This is a genomic window from Streptomyces violaceorubidus (assembly GCF_000717995.1).
Classification (GTDB): Bacteria; Actinomycetota; Actinomycetes; order Streptomycetales; family Streptomycetaceae; genus Streptomyces; species Streptomyces violaceorubidus.
Map to the genome: position 1 here is coordinate 37,517 of NZ_JODM01000025.1, position 14,500 is coordinate 52,016.

Sequence of the window (14,500 nt, forward strand, 5' to 3'; positions counted from 1 at the left end):
GCGAGCATGGCGGGCATGGCTACACATGTGATCACCGGAGCGGGCTCCGGCATCGGCGCGGCCGTCGCCCGCCGCCTGCACGCACGCGGCGACGAGATCGTGCTGCACGTGCGCGACGCGGGCCGGGCGAAGGAACTGGCCGCCGCGCTCCCCGGCGCGAAGACGCTGGTCGGCGACCTCTCCGAGCCGGGCAAGCTCTCCTGGGCCCTGTCCCACCAGACGCTGCCCGACCGGGTGGACTCGCTACTGCACATCGCCGGGGTCGTCGACCTCGGCCCGGTGGGCGACCTCACGCCCAAGACCTGGCTCAACCAGCTGAACGTCAACCTGGTCGCCCCGGCCGAGCTGACCCGCCTCTTCCTGCCCCAGCTCCGCGTCGCCCAGGGCCAGGTGATCTTCGTCAACTCCGGCTCGGGGCTGAACGCCCACGCCGGCTGGGCCGCCTACGGCGCCTCCAAGCACGGCCTGAAGGCCCTCGCCGACGCCCTGCGCCAGGAGGAGCACGGCAACGGCGTCCGCGTCACCTCGGTCTATCCCGGCCGCACCACCAGCCCCATGCAGGCCAAGGTCCACCAGCAGGAGGGCAAGGAGTACGACCCCGCGCGGTGGATCGATCCCGAGTCGGTCGCCACGACCATCCTGATGGCCCTCGACCTCCCGAGGGACGCGGAGGTCAACGACCTGACGGTGCGCCCCGGAAGGTGAGCGCCCGCTCGTCGGGGGCGGCGGGCGTGGCGGAGGCGGCGGGGGCGGAATCCAGCCCCGCGCCCCTGCGTACGCTTGCCCCGTGAACGACATCTTCGCCCCCGCCACCGGCATCGGCAGCCTCCCGGGCCAGGACGCCCGCGAGGCCGCCAAAACCGCCACCGGCAGCTTCGAGGACTTCCCCTTCCTCCCCGAACTGCCCGCCCGCGGCCCCGGCGCCGACATGATCGGCCGCACCGCCGGGATGCTCGTCGAGCTGTACGCGCGCGTGGAGCCCAGCGGCTGGCGGCTCGGCGACCGGCCGGGCCGGGACACCAAGCGGGCCCGGGCCTGGCTCGGGGAGGATCTGGACGCCCTGGAGGAGTTCACCCAGGGCTACGAGGGGCCGCTCAAGGTCCAGGCGGTCGGCCCCTGGACCCTCGCCGCCGCCCTGGAACTGCGGAGCGGCGAGGCGGTCCTCTCCGACCCCGGCGCCTGCCGCGACCTCGCCGCCTCGCTCGCCGAGGGCCTGCGCCTGCACCTCGCCGAGATCCGGCGCCGCGTGCCCGGCTCCCGCCCCGTCCTCCAGCTCGACGAGCCGTCCCTCACCGCCGTCCTGCGCGGTCGGGTCCGCACCGCCAGCGGCTACCGCACCCACCGCGCCGTCGACCGCCAGGTCGTCGAGGCGACGCTGCGCGAGGTCGCCGGGGTGCACGACGGCGGCCCCGTCGTGGTCCACTCCTGCGCGCCCGACGTGCCGTTCGCCCTGCTGCGGCGGGCGGGCGTCGCGGGTGTCTCCTTCGACTTCTCGCTCCTCACCGAGCGTGACGACGACGCGATCGGCGAGGCCGTCGAGGGCGGCACCCGGCTCTTCACCGGTGTCGTACCGGGCACGGATGCCGCATTGTCAGACCCTGCCGGTAGCGTCATGGGTGTCAGAACGCTGTGGCGCAGGCTGGGGCTGCGTCCGGAGCTGCTCGCGGAGGCGGTCACCGTCACTCCCGCGTGCGGACTCGCGGGTGCCTCCCCGGACTACGCCCGGCGCGCGCTCGCCCACTGCGTCCGGGCGGCAAGATCTCTCGCGGACAACCCAGAGTAACGGGAGGACATACGGTGGCCGGCGACAAGCAGGGCGACAAGCAGGCGGAGACGACGAGCGTGCCCGCCGAGGCGCGGGAGCGGCACGCGCAGCTCGCCGAGCAGATCGAGGAGCACCGCTTCCGGTACTACGTGAACGACGCGCCCGTCGTCAGCGACGCGGAGTTCGACCGGCTGCTGCGCACCCTGGAGGAGTTGGAGGAGCGGCACCCCGAGCTGCGCACCCCCGAGTCCCCGACCCAGAAGGTCGCCGGTGCCTACGCGACCGAGTTCACGGCCGTGCAGCACCCCACGCGGATGCTCTCCCTGGACAACACCTTCAACGGCGACGAGCTGGCCGCCTGGTTCGAGCGCATCGCCCGGGAGCTGGGCGAGCAGGAGTACCACTTCCTGTGCGAGCTGAAGGTCGACGGACTCGCCGTCAACCTCACCTACGAGCGCGGCCGCCTCGTGCGCGCCGCCACCCGCGGCGACGGCCGCACCGGCGAGGACATCACGCCCAACGTCCGCACCATCGCCGAGATCCCCGAGCGCCTCGCGGGCGACGAGGTCCCCGACCTGGTGGAGATCCGGGGCGAGGTCTACTTCCCGATGGAGAAGTTCCAGGAACTCAACACCCGGTTGAACGAGGCGGGGGACAAGCCCTTCGCCAACGCGCGCAACGCCGCGGCCGGTTCGCTGCGTCAGAAGGACCCCCGCGTCACCGCCTCCCGCCCGCTGCACATGGTGGTCCACGGCATCGGCATCCTGGAGGGGTACTCGGGCATGACCCGCCTCTCCCAGGCGTACGACCTGCTGAAGACCTGGGGCCTGCCCACCTCCCCGCACAACCGGGTGGTCGACGACCTGGACGGCGTCCGCGACTTCATCGCCCACTACGGCGAGAACCGGCACTCCGTCGCGCACGAGATCGACGGCGTCGTCGTCAAGCTCGACGAGATCCGCCTCCAGGGCCGGCTCGGCTCCACGGCCCGCGCGCCCCGCTGGGCCATCGCCTACAAGTACGCGCCGGAGGAGGTCAACACCAAGCTCGTCGACATCAAGGTCGGTGTCGGCCGCACCGGCCGCGTCACGCCGTACGCGCAGGTGGAGCCGGTGACGGTGGCCGGCAGCGAGGTCGAGTTCGCCACGCTGCACAACCAGGAGGTCGTCAAGGCCAAGGGCGTGCTCATCGGCGACACCGTGGTGCTGCGCAAGGCCGGTGACGTGATCCCGGAGATCCTCGGGCCGGTCGCCGACCTCAGGGACGGCAGCGAGCGGGAGTTCGTGATGCCGTCCGAGTGCCCCGAGTGCGGGACGCCGCTCAAGGCGATGAAGGAGGGCGACATCGACCTCCGCTGCCCCAACGCTCGTGCCTGCCCAGCCCAGTTGCGCGAGCGTGTCGCCTACCTCGCGGGCCGGGAGTGCCTGGACATCGAGCACTTCGGGGGCGTCGTGGCGGCCGCGCTGACCGGGCCGCTGGAGCCGTCCGAGCCGCCGCTGGTGGACGAGGGCGACCTCTTCGACCTCACCGTCGAGAAGCTGCTGCCCATCAAGGCGTACGTCCTCGACCCCGACAGCGGGCTGCCCAAGCGCGACCCCAGGACCGGCGAGGAGAAGATCGCCACGGTCTTCGCCAACAAGGAGGGCGAGCCGAAGAAGAACACCCTCGCGCTGCTCCAGCACATCGAGGAGGCCAAGACCCGCCCGCTGGCCCGCTTCATCAACGGCCTCTCCATCCGGTACGTCGGACCGGTCGCCGCGCAGGCCCTCGCCCGGGAGTTCCGCTCGATCGACCGCATCGAGCAGGCCACCGAGGAGGAGTTGGCGAGCACGGACGGCGTGGGCGGCACCATCGCCACCGCCGTCAAGGAGTGGTTCGCCGTGGACTGGCACCGCGAGATCGTGCGCAAGTGGAAGGCGGCCGGCGTCCTCCTGGAGGACCGCTCGACGGGGGAGGACGAGGGACCGCGCCCGCTCGAAGGGCTCAACGTCGTCGTCACCGGCACCCTGGAGAACTTCACCCGGGACGGCGCCAAGGACGCCCTGCAGAGCCGCGGCGCCAAGGTGACCGGATCGGTGTCCAAGAAGACGTCGTTCGTCGTGGTCGGTGACAATCCCGGTTCGAAGTACGACAAGGCGATGCAACTGAAAGTACCGGTTCTGAACGAGGACGGTTTCGCCGTTCTGCTCGAACAAGGGCCCGAAGCCGCGGCGGATGTCGCGCTTTCGGCTGAGGAATAGCGGTTGAAGGCCCCCCGATCGGCGCATATCAGATGCATACGGGTGGCCGGGTGGCATTCGGGCAACCGTCGACGACCAGTGCCCCTGGAAGCCTTCAGCGGCCTACTGTTGAGGGGTGCGCCCGCCGTGCCGAGCTGCGGTCGGGGCACCCCCCTGCCCCGAGCGACAGGGGAGGGGTCTCCCACGCGGAGCCGTTGAAGGTGGTCGAGGCGGGGGCCGCGTGGCGTGGGCACCGCCGGCTGTGAGAGGGACGGGAATGGAACCGACCGAGAGCGCCGCCGCGGGCTCACGGCTGAGCCTGCGTCGCATGGCGGACGCGTGGCACGTGAGCCGGTGGCTCGGGCAACGCGATGGTGGCGTCCCGCATCCCGTGACGGGCGCCCGGGTGCCGCCGGCCGCCGTCCCCCTCTCCGGACACCGCCACGGCCCGGCCGACCCGGACGGCGAACGGCATCTGTCCTGGCCCGCGTTGCCCGCGGCGATCGTCGCGACCGCCGCGTTCGTCCTGGGTGCCGGTTTCTACCGGGCCTTCAGCGACGGACACGCCCTCTTCCCGTCCGGCACCGTGGGCTGGTCCCTGGCCGTGCTGGCCGGCATCGTCGTCGGCCACCTGGTCATGCTCGGCCGCTCCCGCTGGTGGGGCGGCACCGGCTCGGGCGCCGCCCTCACCCTCGCGGTCCTGCTGCTGTACGGGTGGCTTCCGGCCGGCCTGGTCAGCCTCACCGTCGTCGTCCTGGTCGGCATAGCCCGCCGGGGCCGCTGGCGGCAGGGCGTCCTGCACGGCGCGGTGGACATCCTCGGCATCGCCGCGGGTGCCCTGGTGCTCGGGGGCTGCGGCTCCCTGCCGTCCGTGGAGCACCCCTGGGACCCCGAGACGTGGGGGGTGTACGCGGCACCCAAGGTGGTGCTCGTCGCCGTCGCCTACCTCGCCGTGACCCGCACCCTGCTCTGGTACCTCCAGACCCCGCGCCCCGGTCTGCCCACCGTCGCCCGCACCGCCCTGGTCAGACACGGCCTGGTCGCCGTCGCCCTGCTCGGCATCGCCCCGCTGGTCTGCGTCGTCGCCGTCGCCAAGCCGCTGCTGCTGCCGCTGTTCGCCATCCCGCTCATCGCCCTCGACTCCACGCTGTGGATCGCCCGCGCCCGCGCCGAGGAGCAGCTGCGCGACCCGCTCACCGGCCTGCCCAACCGGCAGTGGCTCCTGGAGCGCACCTGGGCCGCGCTGGACGACGCCGAGCGCATCGGCGCCCGCGCCGCCCTGATGCTGATCGACCTCGATCGTTTCCGGTCGGTCAACGACACGCTCGGACACCTCGCCGGTGACCGGCTGTTGCTCCAGACCGCCGACCGGCTGCGGCAGGCCCTGCCGCGCGGAGCGGAGGCCGCACGGCTCGGCGGCGACGAGTTCGCCGTCTTACTGCCCGTCGCCGACTCCACCACGTCGGCGACCCGGATCGCCCGGGGTCTGGTGGCCGAGCTGAGCTCCCCGATGGACCTGGACGGGCTCACCCTGGTCCTGGAGGCCAGCGCCGGCGTCGCCGTCTTCCCCGACCACGCGCTGGACGCCGAGGGACTGCTGCGCCGCGCGGACGTGGCGATGTACCAGGCGAAGCGGGACCGCACCGGCGTGGAGGTCTACGAGTCCAAGCGGGACTCCAACACCCCGGACCGGCTCGGGCTCCTCGGCGACCTGCGCCGGGCCCTGGACGCCCACGAGGTCCAGCTGCACTACCAGCCCAAGGTCCGCTTCGACGGACAGGTGGCGGGCCTGGAGGCCCTGGTGCGCTGGGTGCACCCCGAGCGGGGCAAGGTGCCGCCGGACGAGTTCATAGCCATCGCCGAGTCCTCCGGGCTGATGCCCCACCTCACCGAGTACGTGCTGGAGACGGCGCTCGGCCAGGTCGCCCGGTGGCGCGCCCAGGGGCTGTTCGTGCCGGTCGCGGTCAACGTCTCCCCGCGCGACGTCCACACCCCCGGATTCGCGGGCTCGGTGGCCGCCCGGCTCGCCCGGCACGGAGTCCCCGCGGGAGCGCTCCAACTCGAGATCACCGAGCACGTCCTCCTGGAGGACCCGCAGCGCGCGGCCGACACCCTCAACGCGCTGACCGGACACGGCGTCAAGATGTCCCTGGACGACTTCGGCACCGGCTACTCCTCCCTCGTCCACCTGCGCAGGCTCCCCGTCAGCGAGCTGAAGATCGACCGCTCGTTCGTGGCCCGGCTGGCCATCGACAACGAGGACGCCGAGATCGTGCGCTGCACCGTCGACCTCGCCCACTCCCTCGGCCTGCTCGTCGTCGCCGAGGGCGTGGAGGACGACGAGACCTGGGAGCGCCTGCGGGACCTCGGCTGCGACGCCGTACAGGGCTGGTTGGTCGCAGCCGCGATGCCCCCGGAGGAGACCACCGCCTGGCTGCTCGCCCGCGGCTCCTGCGGCTGGGTCCGGACCGCCGCCGCGCTGCCCGCGGCGGCGAGCGACGAGTGAAGTGACCTGAGCGGCCCGCGACGCGTTGTGGCGGCGAGCGACGAGTGAAGTGACCTGAGCGGCCCGCGACGCGCGACCGTCCGTCCGTTGTGGCGGCGAGCGGCCAGTGAAGTGACCTGGGCGCGTCCGGCTGCGACGCCCGACCGGACATCGACGACGGCGGCGGCGTGCCCCACCGCCCGCCCGGCGGACCCGGGGGCTGCGCCGCTCCCGGCCGCGCGTGCCGTGCCGTTCAGGGTGTTCCGTCCTGCGGGGCGAACCGGGCGATCAGCAGGGCGAGGCGTCGGGTGTGGGTCTCCTCGGGGAGTCGGCCGCTGCGCATCAGCGTCACCAGGCCGTGCAGACCCGCCCAGAAGGTCTCCGTGAGCAGGGCCAGGTCCTCGCCCTCCCGCGCGACCGGCTCGACGGCGCGCAGCAGCTCGCCGAACGCCTCCTGGAGCGGGGCCGGGGCCTCGGGGGTGGCGAAGGGCAGGTCCACCAGGTGCGTGAACATCGCGTCGTAGAGCGCGGGCCGCCGCCGTCCGAAGTCCGTGTACGCCCGGCCGACCGCCGCCAGCCTCGCGCGCGCGCCCCCGGCCGCCGCGGTCGACGCCCGCAGCTCGGCCGTCAGCTCCTCGCAGCCCCGCACCGCGACCGCCGCCATGATCGCGCCCTTGCCCTTGAAGTGGCTGTACAGCACCGGCTGGCTGTACTCGATCTCGGCGGCCAGCCGGCGGGTGGTGACCGCGTCCCAGCCCTCCGCCTCGGCCAGGTCCCGCGCGGCCGTCACGATCAACCGTTCGCGGTCCGCTCGTTCGCGCTCCCGGCGCTTCTGAATCGACATAGCGAGAGTCTAGCAGTGCTAGCCATCCTGTCGGTGCTCTGCTAGCGTTACTCTTGTCCCTAGCGGTGCTAGAGAAAGAAAGGAGTGGTCGTGACCGTCGCCGCGTACACCCTGGCCGTCGTGCTCAACCTGTTCTGCCTGTTCCTGGGGTACCGCTTCCTGTTCCAGCCCGGTCCGGCCGCCACCGGCTACGGCGTCCCGGCCGATCCCGGCGGCGACGCCGGGGCCTATCTGACGATCAAGGGCGTCAGGGACGGCACGTTCGGCGTGGTGGGACTGGCCCTGCTGGCCTTCGCCGGCGCCCGCCCCGAGGCGTGGTTCCTGCTCTGCGCAGCCCTCGTGCCGCTCGGCGACACGCTCATAGTGCTGCGCCACGGGGGTACGAAAGCGGTGGCCTTCGGGATCCACTTCGCCACCGCGGTCGTTGTCCTGATCAGCGCCGGACTGCTCTTCGCGGTCTGAGTACGTCCATTCGTCTTCAGGGGGTTTCGAGAATGTCGCTGTTCGTCCCGAAGTTCGACGAGTCCGTGGTCGTGCGCGAGGCCGAGGCCGAGGTCGTCGGCCGCGCGCCCACCACCGTGCGCCTGCTGGCCGACAGCAGTTCCACCGGCGGCGCCCTGTCCACCCAGCGCGTCACCCTCACCGACGGCGCCGACGGCGCCGCGCCCCACTGGCACGACAACTCCGCCGAGATGTTCTTCCTCCTCGACGGCGCCGCCGAGGTCCTCTCCGGCGACGAGGTGCTCACCGCGGGCCCCGGCGACCTGGTCGTCGTCCCGCCCGGCAAGCCCCACGCCTTCGCCGCGGTGCCCGGGGCCGACGCCGACCTGCTCATCGTGCTCACGCCGGGCGTGGAGCGCTTCGAGTACTTCCGCCACCTCCAGCGCCTCGCCCTCGGCGAGGTCACCCGGGAGAGCCTGCTGGAGGTCCAGGAGCTCTACGACAACCACTTCCTGCGCAGCACCGCCTGGGACGCGCGGCGCGGGTGAGCCGCCCCGGGGGAAACCGTTTAACGGCCACGGCGCCCGGCCCCATAGGATTGGGCCACACCCACTGGGCCGAATCGTCCGGGACGAGCACCTCGCCCCGGCCGAGGTGCCCCGACCACACACTCACCCAGAGGAACGCTGCATGCCTGGCATCACGCGCGAGGAGGTCGCCCACCTCGCCCGGCTGGCGCGTCTGGAGCTGAAGCCCGAAGAGCTCGAGCACTTCGCGGGACAGCTGGACGACATCATCGGCGCGGTCGCCCGCGTCAGCGAGGTCGCCGACCAAGACGTACCGCCGACCTCGCACCCGCTCCCGCTGACGAACGTCATGCGGCCGGACGAGGTCCGTCCGTCGCTCACGCCCGAGCAGGCGCTCTCCGGCGCCCCGGCCCGGGAGCAGCAGCGTTTCAAGGTGCCGCAGATCCTGGGGGAGGAGTAAGCCATGAGCGACATCATCAAGCTCACAGCGGCCGAGATCGGCGAGAAGATCGCCTCCGGCGAACTGACCGCCGTCCAGGTCACCGAGGCCCACCTGGCCCGCATCGAGGCCGTCGACGAGAAGGTGCACGCCTTTCTGCACGTGGACCGCGAGGGCGCGCTGGCCCAGGCCCGCGCCGTCGACGAGAAGCGCGAGCGCGGCGAGAAGCTCGGCCCGCTGGCCGGCGTCCCCCTCGCGCTGAAGGACATCTTCACCACCGAGGGCATCCCCACCACCGTCGGCTCGAAGATCCTCGAAGGCTGGATCCCGCCGTACGACGCGACGGTCACCAAGCGCCTCAAGGACGCCGACGTCGTCATCCTCGGCAAGACCAACATGGACGAGTTCGCCATGGGGTCCTCCACCGAGAACAGCGCCTACGGCCCGACCGGCAACCCCTGGGACCTGACCAAGATCCCCGGCGGCTCCGGCGGCGGCTCCTCCGCGGCCCTCGCCGCCTTCCAGGCCCCGCTCGCCATCGGCACCGACACGGGCGGCTCCATCCGCCAGCCCGCGGCCGTCACCGGCACGGTCGGCGTCAAGCCGACCTACGGCGGCGTCTCCCGCTACGGCATGGTGGCCTTCTCCTCCTCCCTCGACCAGGGCGGCCCCTGCGCCCGCACGGTCCTGGACGCGGCCCTGCTGCACGAGGTGATCGCCGGGCACGACCCGATGGACTCCACCTCCATCGACGCGCCGGTCCCCGCGGTCGTCGAGGCCGCCCGCAACGGCAGCGTCGACGGCATGCGCGTCGGCGTCGTCAAGCAGTTCCGCGGCGAGGGCTACCAGGCCGGTGTCGTCCAGCGCTTCGACGAGTCCGTCGAGCTGCTGAAGTCGCTGGGCGCCGAGATCGTCGAGCTGGACTGCCCGTCCTTCGACCTCGCGCTCTCCGCGTACTACCTGATCGCCCCCTCCGAGTGCTCCTCCAACCTCGCCCGCTTCGACGGCCTGCGCTACGGCGCGCGCGTCGGCGACGACGGCACGCACTCCGCCGAGGAGGTCACCTCCCTGACCCGCGAGGCCGGCTTCGGCCCCGAGGTCAAGCGCCGCATCATGCTCGGCACGTACGCCCTGTCGAGCGGGTACTACGACGCGTACTACGGCAGCGCCCAGAAGGTCCGCACCCTCATCAAGCAGGAGTTCGAGCGGGCCTTCGAGCAGGTCGACGTGATCGTCTCCCCGACGACCCCGACCACCGCCTTCGCGATCGGCGAGCGCGCCGACGACCCGATGGCGATGTACCTGGCCGACCTGTGCACCATCCCCACCAACCTGGCGGGCAACGCGGCCATGTCGCTGCCTTGCGGCCTCGCTCCCGAGGACAACCTGCCGGTGGGTCTGCAGATCATCGCCCCCGCCATGAAGGACGACCGGCTCTACAAGGTCGGCGCCGCCGTCGAGGCCGCCTTCGTGGAAAAGTGGGGCCACCCGCTGATCGAGGAGGCACCGTCGCTGTGAGCGCACTGTCCAAGGCCAAGGGCTTCAAGAAGTCCAAGTCCGGTCTGTACGTCTCGATGGCCACCTCGGCGTTCGGCGCCGTGGGTGTCTACAAGCAGATCAAGAAGGCGCGTGGCGAGAGTGACACCCTGCGGCTGCTCGACGCCGTCGTCACCGGCGCCGCCGTCGTCACCAACCTCGCCATCCTCTACCGCGAGCTGAAGCGCCTCGGCGACGACGACGTCCTGCTGGGCTGAGAGGGAAGTTTCACCGTGACCACCACGACCGACCTGGTGTCGTACGAGGACGCACTCGCGTCGTACGACCCCGTCATGGGCCTTGAGGTCCATGTCGAACTCGGCACCCACACCAAGATGTTCTGCGGCTGTTCGACCGCGCTCGGTGCCGACCCCAACACCCAGACCTGCCCCGTCTGCCTCGGCATGCCCGGCGCGCTCCCGGTCGTCAACGCGACCGGCGTCGAGTCGGCGATCAAGATCGGTCTCGCGCTGAACTGCGAGATCGCCGAGTGGTGCCGCTTCGCCCGGAAGAACTACTTCTATCCGGACATGCCGAAGAACTTCCAGACCTCCCAGTACGACGAGCCCATCGCCTTCGACGGCTACCTCGACGTGCAGCTGGAGGACGGGGAGACCTTCCGCGTCCAGATCGAGCGCGCCCACATGGAGGAGGACACCGGCAAGTCGCTGCACGTCGGTGGCGCGACGGGCCGGATCCACGGTGCCTCGCACTCCCTGCTCGACTACAACCGGGCCGGCATCCCGCTCATCGAGATCGTCACCAAGCCGATCGAGGGAGCGGGCGAGCGCGCCCCCGAGGTCGCCCGCGCCTACGTCCGCGAGCTGCGCGAACTCATCCGTGCCCTCGGCGTGTCCGAGGCCCGCATGGAGATGGGCCAGATGCGCTGCGACGTCAACCTGTCGCTGCGCCCGCACGGCCGGGAGAAGTTCGGCACCCGCAGCGAGACCAAGAACGTCAACTCGCTGCGCTCCGTCGAGCGCGCCGCCCGCTTCGAGATCCAGCGGCACGCCGCGGTGCTGAACGACGGCGGCACGATCATCCAGGAGACCCGCCACTTCCACGAGGACACGGGGTCCACCACCTCGGGCCGCGTGAAGGAGGAGGCCGAGGACTACCGGTACTTCCCGGAGCCCGACCTGGTGCCCGTGGCTCCGTCCCGTGAGTGGGTCGAGGAGATCCGTTCCGCGCTGCCCGAGCTGCCGCTGGTGCGCCGCAGCAGGCTTCGCGAGGAGTGGGGCATCTCCGGCAACGACATGCAGTCCATCCTCAACGCCGGTGCACTGGACCCGATCGTCGCCACGATCGACGCCGGTGCCGACGCGGCCTCCGCCCGCAAGTGGTGGATGGGCGAGCTGGCCCGCAGCGCCAACGAGTCGGGCAAGGCGCTCGACGAGCTGGCGATCACCCCGGTCCAGGTCGCCCGCGTCGCCGAGCTGGTGACCAAGGGCGAGCTGAACGACAAGCTGGCCCGCCAGGTCATCCTCGGCGTCCTCGCCGGTGAGGGCACGCCGGACGAGGTCGTCGACAAGCGCGGCCTGAAGGTCGTCTCCGACGAGGGCGCGCTGACCGCCGCCGTCGACGAGGCCATCGCCGGCAATCCTGGCGTCGCGGACAAGATCCGCGGCGGCAAGGTGGCCGCGGCCGGCGCCCTGGTCGGCGCGGTCATGAAGGCGACCCGGGGCCAGGCGGACGCGGCCCGCGTCAAGGAGCTGATCCTGGAGAAGCTGGGCGTCACCGAGGGCTGACACCCGCCGCACCACGAGCCCTGGGGGGACGCGCCGACCGCGGCGCGTCCCCCCAGGGCCTTTGCTGTGAAGAAGCCCACTAAGTCCGCAAAGGATCTCTTCTGCCTGCAAGAGTGATTCCGCATTGCTCATGCGTTCTTTGCGGGCGGTTCACACCACGGACGTCTGTTCCCGGTGTTCGCGGCTTTCCGGGTGTTCCCGGTCAAAGATCCATCATCAGACACCCCTGGGAGCACGTTCGTGGCAGCCCTCGCACGCTGGTGTGTTCGACGTCGTCTCGTCACCGTCCTGCTCTGGCTGCTCGCCCTCGGCGGCGTCGCCACGGCCGCCACGGTCGCCGGCTCCGCGTACTCCAACGACTACGGCATCCCCGGCACCGGCTCCGACCGCGCCTCCCGACTGCTCGAGTCCCGCTTTCCGGACCTCAGCGGCGACAGCGACACGATCGTGTGGCACACCACGTCCGGCACCGTCCGCGCCGCCGACGTCGAGCAGGCCATGACCCGCACCCTGGACCGCGTCGCCGACCTGCCCGGGGTGGCCGCGGTCACCAACCCGTACCACGACCCCGACTCGCCCCTGATCAGCGAGAACGGCGACACCGCGTACGCCACCGTCACCTTCGGGGCCCCCTCCCAGGACATCGACGCGGGTCAGGCGCGGGCCGTCGTCGACACCGCCGAGGCGGCCGAGACCGACGGACTCCAGATCGAACTGGGCGGCGGCGCGATCGCGCTCACCGAGTCCGGCGGCAGCCACCTCGCCGAGGCCGTCGGCGTGGCCGTGGCCGCGGTCGTGCTGTTCCTCGCCTTCGGCTCCGTCGCCGCGGCGCTGCTGCCCATCGCCACCGCGCTGGTCTCCGTCGGCACCGCCTACGCCGGCATCACGCTGCTCGGCCACGCCATGACCGTCGCCGACTTCGCTCCCATGCTGGGCACCCTCATCGGACTCGGCGTGGGCATCGACTACGCCCTGTTCATCGTCACCAGACACCGGCGCGGACTGAAACGGGGACTGCCGGTCGCGGAGGCCGCCGCCGACGCCGTGGCGACCACCGGACGCGCCGTCGTCTTCGCGGGTGCAACCGTCTGCATCGCCCTGCTGGGCATGCTGATCCTGCGGCTGAGCTTCCTCAACGGCGTCGCCGTCGCCGCCTCGGTGACCGTGATCCTCACCGTCGCCGCCTCCGTGACGCTGCTGCCCGCCCTGCTGTCGTACATCGGCCCGCGCGCCCTGAGCAGGCGCGAGCGGCGCCGGCTCGCCGAGCACGGTCCCGAGCCCGAGGTGCCGACCGGGTTCGCCGCCCGCTGGTCGGCCTTCGTCGAGCGGCACCCGAAACTGCTGGGCGCGCTCGCCCTCGTCGTCATCACCGTCGTCGCCCTGCCCACCCTCGGCCTGCGCCTGGGCACCTCCGACCAGGGCAACGACCCCCGGGGCACCACCACCCGCCAGGCCTACGACCTCCTCGCCGACGGCTTCGGCCCCGGCGTCAACGGCCCGCTCACCCTGGTCACCGAGGTCCGCGGCGCCGAGGACCGCCTCGCCCTGGACAACCTCGACGCCACCCTGCGCACCACCGAGGGCGTCTCCTCGGTGACGCCGGTGACGTACGACTCCGCCGGCGACGCCGCGTACCTCACCGTCGTACCCGAGTCGGCGCCGCAGTCGCAGCAGACCAGCGACCTGGTGGAGCGGCTGCGTGCCGAGGTGCTGCCGCGCGCCGAGGCCGGCACCGCGCTCGACGTGCACGTGGGCGGCGTGACGGCCGGCTACGACGACTTCGCCGACGTCATCGTCGGCAAGCTGCCCCTCTTCGTCGGCGTCGTCATCGGGCTCGGCTGCCTGCTGCTCCTGCTGGCCTTCCGGTCCGTCGGCATCCCCCTCAAGGCCGCCGCCATGAACGTGGCCGCCGTGGCCGCCGCCTTCGGCGTGGTCGTGGCGATCTTCCAGTGGGGCTGGGGGAGTGAACTGCTCGGACTCGGCAGCGCCGGGCCGATCGAACCCTTCCTGCCCGTGATCATGGTCTCGGTGCTCTTCGGGCTCTCCATGGACTACCAGGTCTTCCTCGTCAGCCGGATGTACGAGGAGTGGCTGGAGACCGGCGACAACCGCCGCGCCGTCCGGGTCGGGCTCGCCGAGACCGGCCGGGTGATCAACTCCGCCGCCGTCATCATGATCTCGGTCTTCCTCGCCTTCGTCCTCAGCGGCGACCGGGTGATCGCCATGTTCGGCATCGCGCTCGCCGCCGCCGTCGCCCTGGACGCCTTCGTGCTGCGCACCCTGCTGGTGCCCGCACTGATGCACCTGCTCGGCCGCGCCAACTGGTGGCTGCCGCGCCGCCTGGACGCCCTCCTGCCGCGCATCAGCATCGAACCGCCCGAGTGCAGGGCCGCCCACGAGAGGCCGGCCGCGGTGACGGACGCCGAGGTGGCGGACGTCCTCGCGCAGGAGGAACGGCAGCGGGAGGTGCGCGGTACCCCTGGGTGACGGAGCCGC

The 14,500-nt window shown here is 72.0% G+C and carries 12 protein-coding genes; 11 read left to right on the forward strand and 1 reads right to left on the reverse strand.

Annotation, left to right across the window (positions count from 1 at the left end):
- Positions 1–15: 15 nt before the first annotated feature.
- The 4 genes from IE94_RS0125035 (at position 16) to rmdB (ending at position 6,490) form a co-directional block, all read left to right on the forward strand.
- Positions 16–705, forward strand: coding sequence for an SDR family oxidoreductase (locus IE94_RS0125035; protein ID WP_030188400.1), 690 nt, complete (start codon positions 16–18; stop codon positions 703–705).
- Between the two features lie 82 nt (positions 706–787).
- Positions 788–1,783 (forward strand): methionine synthase, encoded by a 996-nt coding sequence (locus IE94_RS0125040; RefSeq protein WP_030188402.1) that lies wholly within the window; start codon positions 788–790, stop codon positions 1,781–1,783.
- Between the two features lie 14 nt (positions 1,784–1,797).
- Entirely contained in the window at positions 1,798–4,005 is a 2,208-nt protein-coding gene (ligA, locus tag IE94_RS0125045) for an NAD-dependent DNA ligase LigA (RefSeq protein WP_030188404.1), read from the forward strand.
- 256 nt (positions 4,006–4,261) lie between these two features.
- A complete protein-coding gene (rmdB, locus tag IE94_RS0125050; protein ID WP_030188406.1) occupies positions 4,262–6,490 on the forward strand; it encodes a cyclic Di-GMP phosphodiesterase RmdB in 2,229 nt (742 codons plus the stop codon).
- Between the two features lie 232 nt (positions 6,491–6,722).
- On the opposite strand, the gene IE94_RS0125055 is transcribed toward rmdB, so the two are convergent.
- Positions 6,723–7,313 (reverse strand): TetR/AcrR family transcriptional regulator, encoded by a 591-nt coding sequence (locus IE94_RS0125055; RefSeq protein WP_030188409.1) that lies wholly within the window; start codon positions 7,311–7,313, stop codon positions 6,723–6,725.
- A gap of 90 nt (positions 7,314–7,403) precedes the next feature.
- Between IE94_RS0125055 and IE94_RS0125060 the strand changes: the two genes are divergently transcribed.
- The 7 genes from IE94_RS0125060 to IE94_RS0125090 all read left to right on the forward strand — a co-directional run bounded on the left by IE94_RS0125060 (position 7,404) and on the right by IE94_RS0125090 (position 14,491).
- Positions 7,404–7,775, forward strand: a complete 372-nt coding sequence (locus IE94_RS0125060) for a DUF4267 domain-containing protein (RefSeq protein ID WP_030188411.1) — start codon at positions 7,404–7,406, stop codon at positions 7,773–7,775.
- Positions 7,776–7,807: 32 nt separating this feature from the next.
- Complete coding sequence (locus tag IE94_RS0125065) at positions 7,808–8,302, forward strand: cupin domain-containing protein (protein ID WP_030188414.1); 495 nt, start codon at positions 7,808–7,810, stop codon at positions 8,300–8,302.
- A gap of 142 nt (positions 8,303–8,444) precedes the next feature.
- Positions 8,445–8,741: an Asp-tRNA(Asn)/Glu-tRNA(Gln) amidotransferase subunit GatC gene (gatC, locus tag IE94_RS0125070; RefSeq protein ID WP_030188422.1), complete on the forward strand. Its 297-nt coding sequence runs from the start codon at positions 8,445–8,447 to the stop codon at positions 8,739–8,741.
- Between the two features lie 3 nt (positions 8,742–8,744).
- Positions 8,745–10,238, forward strand: a complete 1,494-nt coding sequence (gatA, locus tag IE94_RS0125075; RefSeq protein WP_030188425.1) for an Asp-tRNA(Asn)/Glu-tRNA(Gln) amidotransferase subunit GatA — start codon at positions 8,745–8,747, stop codon at positions 10,236–10,238.
- Positions 10,235–10,474, forward strand: coding sequence for a hypothetical protein (locus IE94_RS0125080; protein WP_030188427.1), 240 nt, complete (start codon positions 10,235–10,237; stop codon positions 10,472–10,474). The genes gatA and IE94_RS0125080 overlap by 4 nt, the downstream gene beginning before the upstream one ends.
- Before the next feature lie 15 nt (positions 10,475–10,489).
- Positions 10,490–12,004 carry an Asp-tRNA(Asn)/Glu-tRNA(Gln) amidotransferase subunit GatB gene (gene gatB / locus IE94_RS0125085; RefSeq protein ID WP_030188430.1) on the forward strand — a complete coding sequence of 505 codons (1,515 nt, stop codon included), beginning with the start codon at positions 10,490–10,492 and terminating at the stop codon, positions 12,002–12,004.
- A gap of 240 nt (positions 12,005–12,244) precedes the next feature.
- Positions 12,245–14,491: an MMPL family transporter gene (locus IE94_RS0125090; protein ID WP_030188432.1), complete on the forward strand. Its 2,247-nt coding sequence runs from the start codon at positions 12,245–12,247 to the stop codon at positions 14,489–14,491.
- Positions 14,492–14,500 lie beyond the last annotated feature (9 nt).